The organism is Bacteroides rodentium JCM 16496, from assembly GCF_000614125.1.
In the GTDB taxonomy this organism is placed as follows: Bacteria; Bacteroidota; Bacteroidia; order Bacteroidales; family Bacteroidaceae; genus Bacteroides; species Bacteroides rodentium.
The window spans coordinates 56,605-74,588 of record NZ_BAKJ01000005.1 but is presented as its reverse complement, the minus strand read 5'-3'; the positions used below and the strand labels follow the sequence as shown (position 1 = coordinate 74,588).

The 17,984-nt window shown below is 50.7% G+C and carries 11 protein-coding genes and 4 pseudogenes; 8 read left to right on the top strand and 7 right to left on the bottom strand.

Annotated features, from left to right (window positions below):
* Positions 1–8 precede the first annotated feature (8 nt).
* The 3 genes and pseudogenes from dprA to JCM16496_RS03470 form a co-directional block, all read right to left on the bottom strand.
* Positions 9–1,127: a DNA-processing protein DprA gene (gene dprA, locus JCM16496_RS03480; protein ID WP_025832344.1), complete on the bottom strand. Its 1,119-nt coding sequence runs from the start codon at positions 1,125–1,127 to the stop codon at positions 9–11.
* Positions 1,128–1,138: 11 nt separating this feature from the next.
* The gene (locus JCM16496_RS03475) at positions 1,139–1,555 is read right to left on the bottom strand and encodes an acyl-CoA thioesterase (RefSeq protein ID WP_005834284.1); all 417 of its coding nucleotides are present in this window, start codon (positions 1,553–1,555) and stop codon (positions 1,139–1,141) included.
* Positions 1,556–1,586: 31 nt separating this feature from the next.
* Positions 1,587–2,875: pseudogene (locus tag JCM16496_RS03470) on the bottom strand (peptidase U32 family protein).
* Positions 2,876–2,947: 72 nt separating this feature from the next.
* On the opposite strand from JCM16496_RS03470, the pseudogene dusB reads away from it, so the two are divergent.
* Positions 2,948–3,927 (top strand): annotated as a pseudogene (gene dusB / locus JCM16496_RS03465) (tRNA dihydrouridine synthase DusB).
* 668 nt (positions 3,928–4,595) lie between these two features.
* Complete coding sequence (locus JCM16496_RS03460; RefSeq protein ID WP_025832341.1) at positions 4,596–5,903, top strand: ATP-binding protein; 1,308 nt, start codon at positions 4,596–4,598, stop codon at positions 5,901–5,903.
* 3 nt (positions 5,904–5,906) lie between these two features.
* Here JCM16496_RS03460 and JCM16496_RS03455 read toward each other — a convergent pair whose 3' ends face one another.
* The 3 genes and pseudogenes from JCM16496_RS03455 to JCM16496_RS03445 all read right to left on the bottom strand — a co-directional run bounded on the left by JCM16496_RS03455 (position 5,907) and on the right by JCM16496_RS03445 (position 8,869).
* Positions 5,907–6,872 carry a phosphatase PAP2 family protein gene (locus JCM16496_RS03455; RefSeq protein ID WP_005830954.1) on the bottom strand — a complete coding sequence of 322 codons (966 nt, stop codon included), beginning with the start codon at positions 6,870–6,872 and terminating at the stop codon, positions 5,907–5,909.
* Positions 6,863–7,869 (bottom strand): annotated as a pseudogene (locus JCM16496_RS03450) (NAD-dependent epimerase/dehydratase family protein). The gene JCM16496_RS03455 and the pseudogene JCM16496_RS03450 overlap by 10 nt, the downstream one beginning before the upstream one ends.
* Before the next feature lie 61 nt (positions 7,870–7,930).
* Complete coding sequence (locus tag JCM16496_RS03445) at positions 7,931–8,869, bottom strand: cation diffusion facilitator family transporter (RefSeq protein WP_025832338.1); 939 nt, start codon at positions 8,867–8,869, stop codon at positions 7,931–7,933.
* A 359-nt stretch (positions 8,870–9,228) separates the two neighbouring features.
* On the opposite strand from JCM16496_RS03445, the pseudogene rnr reads away from it, so the two are divergent.
* Together rnr and JCM16496_RS03435 are read left to right on the top strand one after the other, a co-directional pair.
* Positions 9,229–11,372: pseudogene (rnr, locus tag JCM16496_RS03440) on the top strand (ribonuclease R).
* Positions 11,373–11,443: 71 nt separating this feature from the next.
* Complete coding sequence (locus JCM16496_RS03435) at positions 11,444–11,920, top strand: pyridoxamine 5'-phosphate oxidase family protein (RefSeq protein WP_025832336.1); 477 nt, start codon at positions 11,444–11,446, stop codon at positions 11,918–11,920.
* Positions 11,921–11,983: 63 nt separating this feature from the next.
* On the opposite strand, the gene cysK is transcribed toward JCM16496_RS03435, so the two are convergent.
* Positions 11,984–12,931, bottom strand: coding sequence for a cysteine synthase A (gene cysK / locus JCM16496_RS03430; protein ID WP_025832334.1), 948 nt, complete (start codon positions 12,929–12,931; stop codon positions 11,984–11,986).
* Positions 12,932–13,150: 219 nt separating this feature from the next.
* On the opposite strand from cysK, the gene JCM16496_RS03425 reads away from it, so the two are divergent.
* The 4 genes from JCM16496_RS03425 (at position 13,151) to JCM16496_RS03415 (ending at position 17,980) form a co-directional block, all read left to right on the top strand.
* Complete coding sequence (locus JCM16496_RS03425; protein ID WP_025832332.1) at positions 13,151–14,050, top strand: serine O-acetyltransferase; 900 nt, start codon at positions 13,151–13,153, stop codon at positions 14,048–14,050.
* 185 nt (positions 14,051–14,235) lie between these two features.
* Positions 14,236–15,735 (top strand): THUMP domain-containing class I SAM-dependent RNA methyltransferase, encoded by a 1,500-nt coding sequence (locus tag JCM16496_RS03420; RefSeq protein ID WP_025832330.1) that lies wholly within the window; start codon positions 14,236–14,238, stop codon positions 15,733–15,735.
* Positions 15,736–15,755: 20 nt separating this feature from the next.
* Positions 15,756–16,142: a hypothetical protein gene (locus tag JCM16496_RS25205; RefSeq protein ID WP_439644510.1), complete on the top strand. Its 387-nt coding sequence runs from the start codon at positions 15,756–15,758 to the stop codon at positions 16,140–16,142.
* The gene (locus JCM16496_RS03415; RefSeq protein WP_439644512.1) at positions 16,025–17,980 is read left to right on the top strand and encodes a S9 family peptidase; all 1,956 of its coding nucleotides are present in this window, start codon (positions 16,025–16,027) and stop codon (positions 17,978–17,980) included. The genes JCM16496_RS25205 and JCM16496_RS03415 overlap by 118 nt, the downstream gene beginning before the upstream one ends.
* The last annotated feature ends 4 nt before the right edge of the window (positions 17,981–17,984 follow it).

Below are 17,984 nucleotides of genomic sequence, written 5' to 3'. Positions count from 1 at the left end.
TGCCGCACTCAGGCCAGCAAGTGATAGACACCGCCCACCATTGCCTTGACCACTCCCTTCATCTCCAGTTCAAAAAGCAAGGCACTCATCCGGTTGACGGGTATGTCCGCTTCCACCACCATCGCATTGATATGGAGGTCTCCCTGCCGCATAAGGATGCGCACAACAAGCTCCTCCTCTTCCGTCAGTTCCGGGAAGAGATTACGCTGAATACCTTCTGTCCGGGCAGGCTGCTCCGCTACGGCCCAGCCCATAATCTGCACAAACTCTTCCGCACTCTGGATAAGGGCGGCCTTGTTGTCGCGTATCAACCGGTTGCAACCGATGGAAGATTCATCCGTAACACGCCCCGGAACGGCAAAACAGTCACGATGATATCCCTCCGCCAACTCTGCAGTGATAAGGGAACCTCCCTTTGCGGCAGATTCCACCACAATGGTAGCATCACTCATACCCGCCACAATACGGTTGCGGCTGACGAAATTATGCTTGTCCGGATTCGTCCCGGTAAGGAATTCGGTCAGCAGTCCGCCTTGTGCCAACATGTCAATGGCTGTTTTCCGGTGAACATACGGATAGATGCGGTCCAGTCCGTGAGCAAGCACGGCAACGGTAGGGAGATGATTTGCCAAAGCGGCCCGATGGGCATGGATATCTATCCCGTAAGCCAGTCCGCTTACTACCAGCACATCAGGACAAAGAACGGCCAAATCGCGCAGGAAGTCGGCACAGAATTGCTTGCCGTAATCGGTAGCACGGCGTGTACCTACCATATCGATGACATGCAGGCGGTTGAAATCGGTGTTTCCTTTAAAGAAAAGTACAATCGGCGCATCTTCACATTCACGCAAGCGCGAAGGGTAAGCCTCATCCTTCAACGTCAGGCAGGAAAGACGGTTCTTCTCTACAAACTCCATCTCCTGCTCGGCACGCAGAAAGGCAGCGGGACAATCAAGGGCCGTCACTACCCCCGGATTCACACCGGGCATGATTTCGGGGAGCTCCTTCCGCCGACTGAATACTTCGGCAGCACTGCCCATACCCTCTATTAAACGCTTTGCCCCGATATGTCCTATACCGGGGCAAAGTGTGAGAGCTATGCTGCAAATCCGTTCGTCACTGTTCATTCCACCACAGATTACACAGATTCACACGGATTGAGATAAGGGGCAAAGAGACGGTCGAACAGTTCGCTGTCGCTTAACCGTCCGTTCACCACACATACGGTTTCGACTATGCCTTTGAGACAGACTTTGCCGTCGGAAGCACGGAAGATATCTTGGTAAAAGACGTACTTGATGCCCTCCTTCTTCATGTAGAGTTTGGAGACAAACTCGTCACCACTCCTCAGGGGAGTCTTGAAAGCCATATTGATACGTGCCACTACCGGGTCTACCCCCTGCTCGTGCAGTCCGGCAAAGCTGACGCCGGCACTCAACAGAAACTCATGGCGCGTATGCTCCAGATAATGCTGATAATTGGCATTATTGACGATGCCTTGCAGGTCGCATTCATAGTCGCGCACCTTCATGGGGAGTTCATAGATATAATTCATATTTACTATTGGACTATTTACTATTTGATACTTAGCCACGTTGTTTCTCCACATCCAAGCCTTTGAACTTCTTCAGTTCCTCTACGCTGACCAGCTTGTAGAGTTTGTCACTGGGACGTATTTTCACCGATTTCATCGAGAAATGCTGGCCTTTCTTTACGGTCTGCACGGGCTTCAGGTCGACGCGTGCCTCATCCAAAGTGACGAATTCGGCACCCGTTGTGGGACCCGTAATCAGCAACTTGTCGCCTACGCTCACTTCGGCTGCTTCTACCAGGAACTCTGCTACACCGATGTTGGAGAAGTAGCGGATGCCCTTGCCTACGTAGATTTTACGCTCGGTGGCGGCAGAGCCGTAGTTCTTGGTCCATTCGCCCAAGCGTTGTCCCAGGTAGTAGCCGTCCCAGAATCCACGATTAAAGACAGTCTTTAAGCGTTCGTCCCACCGGGCAATCTTCTCATCGGTGAATGTATCGTCCAGATAGGAACGGATGGCTTCTTTGTAGCACTCCACTACCGTGCGCACGTACTCGGGTCCGCGGGCACGTCCTTCTATTTTGAAAACACGAACACCTGCATCCAGCATCTTGTTCATGAAGTGGATAGTTTTTAAATCTTTGGGGGACATGATGTACTGGTTGTCCACCTCCAATTCCACATCCGTCTCCTTGTCGCGCACCGTGTAGCTGCGGCGGCATACCTGCATGCAGGCACCGCGGTTGGCGGAGTGGTTCATTTCATGCAATGAGAGATAACACTTTCCGCTGACTGCCATGCAAAGGGCACCGTGGCAGAACATCTCTATACGTATCTGCTCTCCGTTGGGTCCGCAGATATTCTCCTCACGGATATGGCGGTAGATTTCTGCCACCTGCTCCAGATTCAACTCACGCGCCAGCACCACCACATCGGCAAACTGCGCATAGAAGCGCAAGGCTTCCACGTTGCTGATGTTGAGCTGTGTGCTGAGGTGTACCTCCTGCCCTATCTGCCGGGCATAGCTCATCACTGCCACATCAGCGGCAATGACTGCGAGATGCCTGCCGCCTTTGCCGCATCTACAATGGTACGCATCAGCGGAATGTCATGGTCGTATATAATGGTATTGACGGTGAGGTAGCTCTTCATGCCATGTTCGTCGCACGTCCGGGCTATTTCCCGCAAATCGTCGATAGTGAAGGTATTTGCCGAACGGGCACGCATGTTCAGGTTCTCTATACCGAAGTAGATGGAGTCGGCACCAGCTTGTATGGCTGCTGCAAGAGATTCGCGCGAGCCTACCGGTGCCATGATTTCGAAGTCACTGATTGAGTGTTTCATCATTTCTTTTTGAATTAGAGTATGCAAAGGTAGGCTTTTTTCTGTACTTTTGCGGACAAATCCGCTTAGATTATGAAGATTAAAGATATAGACCTGGGTCCACGCCCCGTATTCCTCGCCCCGATGGAGGATGTTACCGATCCTGCTTTCCGCCTGATGTGCAAGCACTTCGGAGCAGACATGGTATATACCGAGTTCGTTTCTGCCGATGCCTTGATACGCTCCGTAGGCAAGACCCAGCAGAAACTGAACATCAGCGATGAAGAGCGGCCCGTAGCCATACAGATATACGGACGGGACACCGCCACCATGGTAGAAGCCGCCCGCATTGTGGAGCAGGCACATCCGGACACGCTGGACATCAACTTCGGCTGCCCCGTGAAGCGCGTTGCCGGCAAGGGTGCCGGTGCCGGTATGCTACAGAACATTCCGCTGATGCTGGAAATCACTCGTGCCGTGGTAGATGCCGTAAAGATTCCCGTCACCGTGAAGACCCGCCTGGCTGGGATGCCAACAGTAAAATCATCGTAGACCTTGCCGAGCAGTTGCAGGACTGCGGCATTGCCGCCCTCACCATCCACGGCCGTACCCGCGCCCAGATGTATACCGGCGAGGCGGACTGGACACTTATCGGCGAGGTGAAAAAGAACCCACGCATGCACATTCCCATCATCGGCAACGGTGATATCACCACTCCCCAACGGGCCAAAGAATGCTTTGACCTCTACGGTGTGGACGCCATCATGATAGGCCGTGCCAGCTTCGGCCGCCCGTGGTTCTTTAAGGAAGTGAAGCATTATTTGGAGACGGGCGAAGAACTCCCTCCGCTGAGTTCCGAATGGCGGCTGAACGTACTCCGCCAGGAAGTGGAAGACAGCGTCAACCTGCTGGATGAACGACGGGGCATACTGCACGTGCGCCGCCACCTGGCAGCAAGCCCGCTCTTCAAAGGGATTCCCAATTTCCGCGACACGCGCATAGCCATGCTGCGGGCAGAGACGAAGGAGGAACTGTACCGCATCTTCGAAGAGATAGAGCCGTTGCTGCCATAGCCGGATTATCACTTATTTTTACCGACAATATGTGTCATTGACCAATCACTCTCCTACCCCCCTCCAGAATAACTTCTGAAAGGGGGTAGACTCAGTATACGACTGAGGCTACCTCAATATACGACTAAGGCTATCTCTGTATACGACTAAGCCCCCTCAGTCAGTGAGGGAGATAGGAACACTTTACAATCCCCCTATTTTCAGTCCCTCATTTGTAAGGATTGCAAAACGCATACTTTAACCTAATTAGAAGGCTATCCGTTATTTCTTTGACGAAAAAGAATCCCTATATTTATCTTCTCAAGAAAAATTCAGATTTTCTGTATAGTAATGAAGTTGCATAAACTTAAGGTGCACCACTCCATTAATAAGGCAAATTATAGTAGAACAGAAGATTCGGATTTTTCTCCCTCAACTCATTACAAAAAAGGAGAATGAAGGCAAATCCCCATCGTACAGATAAACCGAAGCGCATGCGTATTCTCCCGCATTCAACCTACTTTCAAACTTCTTCAGTTTTGCCAATCCATTGCCACACCCTTGCCAATATAGAGACAAAACCCTGGCAATAAACAACCACGAAGAAAAAGCCATTGTTCTTTGGCAGAAAGAAACAAATCACTATATTTGTCTTTCCAAGAAAGAAAGAATCCCGTAAATATGTCTTTATGAAAAAGAAAGAACTACTCAAACAGCTCATCGTAAACTTTCAGCATTCACTTCCGGCAGAAGTTTATCCGCGTACATTAGTATTGCCCACAGACAGCGGAAAGATAATCACCGTGCCCGGCGTACGCCGTTGCGGCAAATCCTCTCTTTTTCTGCTGGTCATCAACCAACTGCTCACACAAAGCAACATCCGCAAGGAACAGATTCTATTCTTGAACTTCGATGACGAGCGCCTGCAATTCAACGCCGACAACTTGGATGAAATATTGCAAGCCTACCGCGAACTATACCCCGACATCCCCCTAAAAGACGCCTATATCTTTTTTGACGAGATACAGATGGCAGATGACTGGGAGCAATTCGTACGCAGAGTTTACGAGCAAGAATGCAGGCACATCTTCCTCACCGGCAGTAACTCACGCATGCTTTCGTCCGAACTCTCCACCTCTCTAAGGGGACGAACCCTGCAATACGAGGAGTTTCCGCTTTCCTTCAAGGAATATTGCCTGTTCAAGAACATCGACACCCAATACTATCTCCCCGAAAATCGGGCACGTATCCTCAATGCCTTTAAGGAATTCCTTCATCAAGGCGCCTTCCCCGAAGTGGTTCTCGGTACCCCTCTGCTAAAAGAACGTATTTTGCAGGAGTACTTCTTTGTGATGCTTTACAAAGACCTGGTGGAACGGTATGAGATAAAGAATCCGGAACCTGTACGTTACTTTATCAAACGGGTAATGAGCAATCTGACGAAACCCACTTCCATCAACCGCATTTACAACGAACTGAAATCCCAAGGAGTCAGCATAGGCAAAAACACCCTATACGATGTGATAGTACAAACAGAATCCATCTACCTGTTCTTCTCCCTGACCAAATACTCTCCCTCACTTGTCAAAGAAAACAACGGGGATAAAAAGTATTATTGCATAGACAACGGACTACGTTCCATCCTGCTCCATCCCCAAAGCGAAGATAACGGAAAGCTATTGGAAAATGCCGTCTACCTGCATCTACGCAGAAACCTGTCGGCCGAAGCAGGTCTGCACTATTATCAGAACAAGAAAGAATGTGATTTTGTACAGACCTCACGCGGAGAGGTAATCCGCCTGTTGCAAGTCACGTACTCTCTCCACGATGAAGATACACGTACACGCGAGATAGAAGGCATTCTTGAAGCCGCACGTGCCACCGGATGCCACAATCTGCTCATCCTCACGCTGGAAGAAGAAGAAGAAATAAAAAATGATAACTACACCATCCAGGTGCTTCCCGTATGGCGATGGATGCTGGACGAAACCTTATAACCGTCAGCGGAACATCGGCTGCGCAAACCATCGCTTGAACATCCACGTGGCCAGGATATAAATGCCGAAAGCCGATACGAAACCCACGATAGAGTCTATCAGGTAATGTGCCTGGATATAGACCGTAGCCCCGCACAGCAGCAGATAGAAAGGAAACAAGCAGGCAAACAGACGCTTGCTGCCACGCCATGCCATAATCATCAGTACCGTAGACATTCCGACGTGCGAACTGGGAAAAGCAGCCGTGGGACGCTCACCCACCTGCTGGGAACTCTCCACCAGGTTGTAGAAGAAGCCGTGCTCATAGCCCGGACCGGGAAGAAGTTCCTGATGGTGATGGAAATAGTCACCGATGGACGGGAAGATACCTTGCGCCACATGGTCGCTTCCAATGGCGGGGAAGTAGAACTGCGGCCCGGCAACGGGAACGAAGATATAAATAAGGTAATAGATGAAGAAAGCGGTGACGATGACGAACGAGACCTTCTCGAAAAGGTCGAAACGATAAAGGAAATACCACACCACCACCAGCAGAATCATCGGATAATAGAAGAAGTATCCCATATTGAACGGCTCGCTCACCCACATCTGCGGAAACCTTTCACAGAACCACACAGCAGGCTGTCCGCCAAACATCCATTGCTCCACCGACGCGAACACGTGGTCGAGATTGGGGAATATCCGGTTGAACTCAAAGGTGTCGGGATACCAATAGGAGAGCAGTGACATCTGGATGGCTATGCGCACAAAGGCAGAGAACTTGCAGGGTGCCAGCCGGTAAAGATACATCAGCAGGAACGTCATACCCGCAATGACAACACGGTCTGCAAGCATCTGCACCGGATGATCCATTTCCTGAAAAAGAAACAGAATGAGAATGGAAGTCAGCAAATTGTATATCAGCGTAATCTTCTCTACCGCAAAAAGCCCCTTACGGGTTTCTACCCTTTTAAATAAATCTAAAGCCATCCCTTATCCTTATACCAGGCAATGGTTTCCTTTACACCCCGTTCCAGGTCGTACTCAGGACTGAAGCCCAGTTCCTCGACGACCGGTGTGATGTCACACTGCCAGTTGCGTTGTTTCATTATTCTATACTTGTCCGAATTGAGCGTACTGGTCTTGTTCTGCCGCTTCGCCCAGAATTCAGCGAGCAAAGATACGACTTTCAATACAATTAACGGACATCTCAGGCGAATAACAAACGGATTGCCCAATTCTTTCCTTATCAAATCGGAAAAAGCACGGCTGCTATACACCTTCCCGTCAGCCAGGAAATAGGCGCGGCGGGACACCTGCTTCTCTATCCCGAGGAAGACGGCCTGCACGATATCCTTTACATATACAAACGTCAAGTCCTGGCGGCGGAAGCCACAGAAAAGTCCGTATGCTGCCGGATGGACTTTGCCATAAGATAATAATCCTTCTCACGCGGCCCGTATACACCCGTCGGCCGGTAGATGACGTAGGGGAAACCCGGAATACTCTGCAAATAAAGTTCTGTTTTCAGTTTACTGAGTCCGTAGGCGGTATTGGGTGAAGGAGGGTCACTCTCCATAATCGGGTCGTAGGTCCTCTCGCGTACCGGGCCGAACACACTCAGCGTACTGATGAAGATAAACTGCTTGGGAATCATGTTCAGCTCCCTCAGTGTATCAATGAAGTATTTGGTCTGCAGATAATTCACCAAATCGAATTCGTTCTTGTCCACACACTTCGTCACACCGGCACAATGGACAATATAATCAAACTTATTGTAGGTCCCTTTATGTCCCGAGAGCTGTGCCCTCAGTTCATTGGGGTGCGCAAAGTCCAGTTCGAGGAAATGTATCTTGCGGTCACGCAGATACTCGCGGCTGCTGGACGAACGTACACCCGCCCACACACCGAACTTACGCTTCAACGCCTCCTCCACGATGAAACTTCCGATAAATCCGCTTGCTCCTGTAATTAAAATCGATTCCACTTCTTCAGTTACAAATTACTAATTACTTTTCATCCGGTCCGTCACCTTGACGCTCCTTGTGTTACTCTGTCGCCTCGTTACTCTTCTTCACCGGCTCCACATGGATGCTGACCAGCGTTCCTTTGCCGAACTGCCTTTTCAACTTGTTCTCCACCGCCGTTGCCGTCTCGTGGGCTTCCTCCAGCGAGATGCTGCCATTCATACGCACATGCACCTCGATGGCACAATAACTGCCGATGCGGCGCGTACGAAGGTGATGCGGCGAGCTGATACCGGGAAAAGAGAGAATCGTCTTCAGTATCTCATCCTCCACCTCGGCAGGCAATGATTTCTCCAACAGTTCGTCTACACACGGTACCAACAACTGCACGGCCACCTTCATAATGAAGAAGCTGACAATAACCGCTGCCACCGGGTCCAGCACCCGCCAATGGTCACCCAAAAGAATGGCGCCACCTATACCCGCTGCCGTGCCTATGGACGAAAGTGCATCACTCCGGTGATGCCAGGCATTGGCAACAACCGCCTGCGAATTCAACTTCCTGCCCTTGAATACGGTATATTGATAAAGCACTTCCTTGAAAACGATGGATACCAATGCAGCCACCAGTGCCAGTATACCGGGTTCCTGCAGAGAGCCGCCTTGCAGGAAACGGTAAATGGAGGAAGCCCCGTTCCAGAAAATGCCGAATCCCACAAACAACAGAAAAATACCGATAATGGCAGTTGCCAGCGTCTCGTACTTGCCATGACCGTAATCGTGTCCTTCATCTTCGGGCTTTGCCGAAATACGCACAAAAACAATGACAATAATATCTGTAATGAAATCCGACAAAGAATGTACCGCATCCGCCAACATGGCGGCACTGTGGCCTACAATACCTGCAAAGAATTTGAAGACAAGCAAGAGAAAGTTTACCACACTTCCCACAACCGTCACCCGGTAAATGTCTTTTTCCCGTGTGGCATCTGCTTTTTTATCCAGAGTTTGCATTTCCATCTGCTTTTCGTCTAAGGTACAGCCTATCTTCACTTTTTGTGCAAATATAGTACATAAATCCATTACAAGCTGTCGTTCCTTCATTATTTTCAATAGAATGATAATATTTTGAAGTCTGAGTGAACGAAGGAACGTATTTATTTGTTTACTTTGCAAAAGAGTTCTTCACCACAGAGGACACAGAGGCGCACAGAGTTTTTATATGGAGACAGAAGAACATAAGAACATATTTTTCTCTTTTGTTTCTTTTGTCCTTCTGTCTGAGATAAAGCTCTTAGAATCCACAAGGAAGAAAGAAAAACTTTGTGCGCCTCTGTGTCCTCTGTGGTGAACCCTACAACAACTTAACCCTATACATTATGGCCAAAAAGAAAGAAAAGAAAGCCGGCAAACGCATGAAGAAGAAAGAGCTCGTCAAAGTACTGCTGGAATTCTTCCACACAAAACAAGACGAAGTACTCTCCCTGAAATACATCTTTGAACAACTCCGCCTCACCACACATCCGCTGAAGATGCTGTGCATGGACATCTTGTCCGAACTGTCGATGGACGACTACATCACAGAAGTGGACAAACACAAATATAAGCTGAACACCCATGGCGTAGAGATGTCCGGAACCTTCCAGCGCAAAAGCAACGGCAAGAACTCCTTCATCCCCGAAGGCGGAGGCGACCCGATATTCATCGCCGAACGCAACTCGCACACGCCATGAACAATGATAAAGTACGTATCGCCTTCTATGCCAAACGTCGCGGACGCGAAGCCGAAGGAGAAGTCATCGAGATACTGGAACGTGCCAACGACACCTTCGTGGGTACCCTGGAAGTTGCCAAGTCATACGCTTTCCTTGTAACGGAAAACCGTACGCTTGCCAACGACATCTTCATCCCCAAAGAGAAACTGAAAGGCGGCAAGACGGGCGACAAAGCCATCGTAAAGGTGGTGGAATGGCCCGACAAAGCCAAGAACCCCATCGGCCAGGTAATCGACATCCTGGGGCGCGCAGGAGACAATACCACCGAGATGCACGCCATCCTGGCGGAATTCGGCCTGCCCTATGTCTACCCCGCTGCCGTAGAGAAAGCCGCCGACAAGATACCCGCCGAAATCTCCGCCGAGGAAATAGCCCGACGTGAGGACTTCCTGGGTGTGACCACCTTCACCATCGACCCCAAGGATGCCAAGGACTTCGACGACGCTCTCTCCATCCGCAAACTGAAAGGGGGACTTTGGGAAGTAGGTGTACACATTGCCGACGTGACCCACTACGTGAAGGAGGGCGGCATCATAGACAAGGAAGCCGAGAAGCGTGCCACATCCGTCTACCTCGTGGACCGCACCATCCCAATGCTCCCCGAACGGTTGTGTAATTTCATCTGTTCACTTCGCCCCGACGAAGAAAAGTTGGCCTACTCCGTCATCTTCGAAATGACGGAAAAAGGCGAAGTGAAGAACTCACGCGTGGTACATACCGTCATCAAGAGCGATCGCCGCTTCACCTACGAAGAAGCCCAGGAGATTATAGAAACCGGCAAAGGAGACTTCAAGGAAGAGGTGCTCCAACTGGATAAGCTTGCCAAAATACTGCGTGAGAACCGCTTCAAGGCAGGAGCCATCAACTTCGACCGCTACGAAGTGAAGTTCGAAATTGACGAGAAGGGCAAACCCGTCAGCGTCTACTTCAAGGAGTCGAAAGATGCCAACAAGCTGATAGAGGAGTTCATGTTGCTTGCCAACCGCACCGTAGCCGAAAAGATAGGCCGCGTGCCCAAAGGCAAGAAAGCCAAAGTGTTGCCATACCGTATTCACGACCTCCCCGACCCGGAGAAGCTGGACAACCTGGCACAGTTCATCGCCCGCTTCGGCTACAAGTTGCGCACCAGCGGCACAAAGACCGACATCTCCAAGTCCATCAACCACCTGCTGGACGACATCCAAGGCAAGAAGGAGGAGAACTTGATTGAAACCGTCTCCATCCGCGCCATGCAGAAGGCACGCTACTCCGTGCATAACGTGGGGCACTACGGTTTGGCATTCGATTATTACACCCACTTCACCTCGCCCATCCGCCGCTACCCGGATATGATGGTGCACCGTCTGCTCACCAAGTACTTGGACCAGGGAGGCCGCACCGTGTCCGAACAGAAATACGAAGCCCTCTGCGAGCACAGCAGCAACATGGAGCAGATAGCCTCCAACGCGGAACGCGCCTCCATCAAGTACAAGCAAGTGGAATTCATGACCGAACGCCTGGGACAGACCTTCGACGGCGTCATCTCCGGCGTAACGGAATGGGGACTCTACGTGGAGTTGAATGAGAACAAATGCGAAGGCATGATTCCCATCCGCGACCTCGACGATGACTATTACGAATTTGATGAAAAGAACTACTGCCTGCGCGGACGCCGCAAAAATAAAATTTATAGTCTGGGAGATGCCATTACCATTAAGGTGGCACGTGCTAACTTGGAAAAGAAGCAGTTGGATTTTGCACTGGTATAGAACAACCCTATAATTTAAAACCATCCCCGGTCCCTCTCTGGAAGAAAGGGGCCGGGAGCGAGACTTTGCACATGAAGACAATTACTATTACAGACCCTACACAGATTGAGGAAATTATCCGTAAATGCCCATACTGCATAGTGGGCATCACAGACCTTGAAGGAAACCCATATGCAGTTCCCATGAACTTTGCCTATCAAGACGGAGTAATATACTTGCATTCCGGCCCGGAAGGCAGTAAAGTGGAGATGGTAACAAAGTGCCCGCAAGTTTGCATCACCTTCTGCGAAGGACACGAGCTGGTTTATATGCACCGGCAAGTGGCATGCAGCTACAGCATGAAGTCGCGCAGTGTTATTTGTCGTGGGAAAGTACACTTCGTGGAAGACATGGAAGAGAAGCGACGCGTACTCGACATGCTGATGAAGCAATATACGGAAAATGACTGCAAATATGCCGAACCAGCCGTACGCAATGTCAAGATATGGGCAGTGAAAGTAGAGAAAATGAGTTGCCGGTCGTTCGGGTTAAGACCCAGCGAACTATAAATACCATCTGCCGATTACCTGCTCCACATTGATGGAGCGGATAACCGGCAGAAATATTTACTTTTACAACGGATATTCCTCAAACGCATACAACAGCGTCGAAAGATACCGTTCTCCCGTATCGGGCAGCAACGCTACAATCGTCTTTCCTTCATTCTCGGGCAACCGTGCCAAGCGGGTAGCTGCAGCAACGGCAGCTCCCGAAGAGATGCCGACCAGCAATCCCTCATACTTCGCCAGTTCGCGGCCCGTACGTATGGCGTCATCATTGGATACCTGCAGAACTTCGTCTATTACGGCACTGTTATAGTTCTTCGGCACAAATCCGGCACCGATACCTTGTATTTTATGGGGACCGGGCTTCCCACCGGAAAGTACGGGAGAATCTTCGGGCTCCACAGCCACAATCTTTACCTTCGGGTTATTGGCTTTCAAGGCTGCACCCACACCACTCACTGTGCCTCCCGTCCCTACACCGGCCACGAAAATATCCACCCGACCGTCTGTATCACGCCAGATTTCCTGTCCGGTAGTACGCTCGTGCATTGCCGGATTGGCAGGATTGTCAAATTGCTGTAGAATCAGCGAGCCGGGGTTGGCGGCTTTCAGTTCTTCGGCACGGGCTATGGCGCCTTTCATACCGTCGGCACCCGGAGTCAGTACCAATTCCGCACCGAGGGCTTTCAAGAGGTTGCGGCGTTCCAGGCTCATTGTGTCGGGCATCGTCAGTATCAGCTTGTAACCTTTGGCGGCCGCCACAAAAGCCAGCCCTACGCCCGTATTCCCACTGGTAGGTTCGATGATGGTGGCACCGGGCTTCAACAGCCCTTTTGCCTCGGCATCTTCTATCATGGCAAGCGCCACGCGATCCTTCACACTGCCGGCAGGGTTAAAATATTCCAATTTGGCAATAACACGGGCTTTCAGACCCTTATTCTTGTTATAATTATTCAACTCCAGCAAGGGAGTGTTGCCTACCAGGTCGGTAAGGCGTTCTGCTATCTTCTTCATAATCCATATATTTTTTAATTCCTCATTCCCCTAAGGGAAAAGACTGACAATCCGGAGTGGAACGAGGTATGTTATTTCTTACAAGACAAAAGTAACGCAAAATTGGTTCGTAGAAAATACCACAAATATGGTAAATACGTACTATAAATGAGGGATATGTAGGATATTTGACGAGTATTTCCTATCTTTGTTGCCACTTTTAAACTTAAGGATATCATAATGAGTCCACTCAACTTTACCCACATTTTGACACAAGCAGTCGATGAGCTATCGGAAAGCGAATCATACAAAGGACTGTTTCACCAGCATACGGACGGCAACCCGCTGCCTTCGGCAAAAGTGCTGCACGACATCATCGAACTGGCGCGAGCCATCATCTTCCCCGGATATTTCGGAAATTCTACGGTCAACAGCCGTACGGTGACTTACCATATCGGTGTCAATGTCGAACGCTTGTTCGACCTGCTGACCGAGCAAATCCTTGCCGGCCTCTGCTTCGCAGGCGACGGCGAATGCAACTGTTGTACCGAGCTCCAACGGGAAGAAGCCGCCTTATTGGCTGCCAAGTTCATCAGCAACCTGCCGGCAATGAGACGTACACTCGCCACTGATGTGGAAGCCGCCTACAACGGTGACCCCGCCGCACAGTCGTTCGGCGAAGTCATCAGCTGCTATCCGGCCATCCGCGCCATCAGCAACTACCGCATCGCACACGAGTTGCTCAGGTTGGGTGTTCCCCTCATTCCCCGCATCATCACCGAGATGGCGCACAGTGAAACGGGAATCGATATCCATCCGGGAGCGGAAATAGGTGGTTATTTTACCATCGACCACGGTACGGGTGTGGTAATCGGCGAGACCTGCATCATCGGCAACAACGTGAAGCTGTACCAGGGTGTGACCCTCGGTGCCAAGAGCTTCCCGCTGGACGAAGACGGCAAGCCCATCAAGGGCATTCCCCGCCATCCTATTCTGGAAGACAATGTGATAGTCTATTCCAACGCCACCATATTGGGACGCATCACCATCGGACAAGGAGCCACCGTAGGCGGCAATATCTGGGTGACAGAGGATGTGCCCGCAGGAGCAAGAATCGTACAACCAAAAGCGAAGAGGTGAGGGAAAAAAGAAGGATGATTTGAGGATAATAAACCCCGTTTGTCAGACACCGGATTCTGACGTGTCAGGTACCGGACTTTGACACGTCAAACACCGGACTCTGAGCCGTCAGACACCGGACTCTGACAAACGCCCTGCAAGCAATTTAGGAAATAACTGATAAACAACAATATAGCAAATAACAGATGAGCGAACAATCTTTTGAAATGATTGCCAAAACCTTCCAAGGACTGGAAGAGGTACTGGCACAAGAACTGACCGCACTGGGCGCCAACGACATCGAGATAGGCCGCCGCATGGTATCTTTCAGCGGTGACAAGGAAATGATGTACAAGGCCAACTTCTGCCTGCGTACAGCCATCCGGATACTGAAACCCATCAAACACTTCACAGCCAAGGATGCCGACGAGGTTTACGAACAGATTAAAGCCATCCGATGGGAAGACTATCTGGATACGGACAAGACCTTTGCCGTGGACGCGGTTGTATTCAGTGAGGAGTTCCGTCATTCCAAGTTCGTTTCCTACAAGGTGAAGGATGCCATCGTGGACTATTTCCGCGAGAAGACCGGCGAACGTCCCGGCGTGCGTGTCAACAAACCGGACGTGCTGCTGAACATACACATTGCCGAAACCAAATGTACACTGTCTCTCGACTCCAGCGGCGAATCGCTGCACCGCCGCGGTTATCGCCAGGAAGCAGTAGAGGCCCCGCTGAACGAGGTGCTGGCCGCCGGCATGATATTGATGACCGGATGGCGTGGCGAATGCGACCTGATAGACCCGATGTGTGGTTCGGGGACCATTCCCATCGAAGCGGCGCTGATTGCACGCAACATCGCTCCGGGCGTATTCCGCAAGGAGTTCGCTTTCGAGAAGTGGGTGGATTTTGACCAGGAACTGTTCGACACGATATACAACGACGACAGCCAGGAACGCGAATTTACGCATAAGATATACGGTTACGACAACAGTCCGAAGGCAAACGAAATTGCCACACACAATATAAAGGCTGCCGGCGTAAGCAAGGATGTAGTATTGAAGCTGCAACCCTTCCAGCAATTCGAGCAACCTGCGGAGAAATCCATCATCATCACCAATCCTCCCTACGGCGAACGTATCTCTACCAACGACCTGCTGGGCCTTTACTCCATGATTGGCGAGCGTCTGAAACACGCTTTCACGGGCAACACCGCATGGATTCTATCTTACCGCGAAGAGTGCTTCGACCAAATCGGGCTAAAAGCCACCTCCAAGATACCTTTATTTAATGGTGCGCTGGAATGCGAATTCCGCCAGTACGAAATCTTCGATGGAAAGTACAAGGAATTCCGTGCCGAAGGCGAGGAGTTGAGCAAGGAGCGCAAAGAGTTTCGTCCGGCTTCTGGAGAACGGAAGGAGTTCAAGCCCGGAGAAAGACGTGAATTCCGTCCCCGATTCAGCGGAGAGAGACGTGAATTCGGTGGCGAAAGACGCGAGTTCAACGGCGAACGCAGACCAAGAGAATTCAAGGACGGCGAAAAGCGCGAATTCCGTCCGCGTGAAAGAAGAGAGTTCAAAGGCGGGGAAAAACGGGAGTTCAAGCCGAGGGAAAGACGTGAATTCGGTGGAGAACGCAGAACAAGGTCGGGTGAGTCTTACCCGGAAAGAAAAAGAAGAGAGGCGGGAAAGAAGGAAGAAGAATAACACGAACAATGACAAGGAGAATGAATGCAAAGAAAATAAGTAAGAGCATTCTTGCACTGCTGATAACAGTACCTGCTCTGCTTGCAACAAACGCTATGGCACAAGAACTGAAAAAGCCGACCCTGGAAGATCTGATTCCCGGAGGTGAGACCTACCACAAACCGGAAAACAAATCGTACCAGTGGTGGGGCGATGCCGCTTGTCTGGAACTTGGCATCGACAATATAGAAGGTACATGGGCTGTCAAAGGATTAGGTGCCAAGCCCGGAGAGAAATTCACTGCCATCACATTGGAAGAAGCCAATACACTGCTGGAAGAAAAAGAACTTGGAAAACTGAGTCACTTCCATGCTGCAAAGGCTGTCAACGTACCCCGAGGCGTCCATCTGGTATTCAAGTCCAAATAGACCCACTCCTGCTGCTGAACACCGGCAAGTACCGTGCCCTCGTCGACTGGAAGAAGAAAAAAGTCATCTGGAGCCAGCCTTGCCCCGCCCAAGCCGCAAATGAGGATTGGAACGAGGTAAGCCGCCATTTGGCTTATACTATCGGCAATAATCTCTATGTGATGACCAGTGACGGGCAAACCCTGAAAGTCACCAACGAACCGGAAGGTATCGTCTGCGGACAAAGTGTGCACCGCAATGAATTCGGCATTTCAAAAGGCACTTTCTGGAATCCTGCCGGAGACCTGCTGGCCTTTTATCGAATGAACGAAAGCATGGTCACCCCCTATCCATTGGTTGACATCACGACAAGAATAGCACTGGTGGATAAAATACGCTACCCCATGGCCGGCATGCTCAGCCATCAGGTAAAGGTAGGTATCTACAATCCGGCTACTCAAAAGACCATCTACTTGGACATGGGCGACCCAAAAGACCGCTACTTCACCAACATCACCTGGGCACCGGATGGCAAAAGCCTCTATCTGATAGAGCTAAACCGAGACCAGAACCACTCCAAACTGTGCCGGTACGATGCCGAAAGCGGAGAGCTGCAACAAGTGCTCATCGAAGAGAGACATCCCAAATATGTGGAGCCGCAATCTCCCATTCTATTCCTGCCATGGGACAGCCACAAGTTCATCTATCAAAGCCAGCGTGACGGCTTCAACCATCTGTACCTATACAATACGGAAGGGGAACTGCTGAAGCAACTCACCTCCGGCCCCTGGCTTGTACAAGACATCGTAGGTTTTAACCGGAACACGAAAGAGCTCATCATCAAGAGTACGGAAATTTCTCCTTTACAGAGCAACCTTTACGCTGTCAACCTGAAGAATGGCAAACGCAGCCTGATAGGAGACCCAACCGGCGTGCACTCGGCACAAATCTCCGGTTTCATGGGAACTTACCTCATCGACAATGCCTCTTCGCCCACTTGCCCCCGTATCATAAAACTGATGTCCACCAACCCGAAGAAACAACGGGAACACACACTGCTGACAGCCAAGAACCCCTACGAAGACTTTGAAATGCCCAGCATAGAAGTAGGCACCATCAAAGCCGCCGACGGCAAGACAGACTTGTACTACCGCCTGATAAAGCCTGCCGACTTCGACCCGGCAAAGAAGTATCCCGCCATCGTCTACGTATACGGCGGCCCGCACGCCCAGATGATAACCAACGGCTGGATGAACGGTGCCCGCGGCTGGGACATCTACATGGCAAACAAAGGCTACATCATGTTCAGCCTCGACAACCGTGGCAGCAGCAACCGTGGACTGGAGTTTGAAAACGCCACCTTCCGCCAGCTGGGCATCGAAGAGGGCAAAGACCAGGTGAAGGGTGTAGAATTCCTGAAAAGCCAGCCTTACGTGGACGGAGAGCGTATCGGCGTGCACGGCTGGAGCTTCGGAGGACACATGACCACGGCACTGATGCTACGCTATCCCGAAATTTTCAAGGTAGGCGTTGCCGGTGGACCGGTTATCGACTGGGGATACTACGAGATAATGTACGGTGAGCGCTATATGGACACTCCGCAGGCGAACCCGGAAGGCTATAAGCAGACGAACCTGAAAAACCTTGCCGGTAACTTGAAAGGACATCTGCTCATCATACACGACGACCACGACGACACCTGCGTGCCGCAGCACACCCTTTCATTCATGAAGGCGTGCGTGGATGCCCGTACCTATCCCGACTTGTTTATCTATCCCACGCACAAGCACAACGTCCTGGGGCGCGACCGTGTGCATCTGCACGAGAAGATAACAAGATATTTTGAAGATTACTTATAAATAT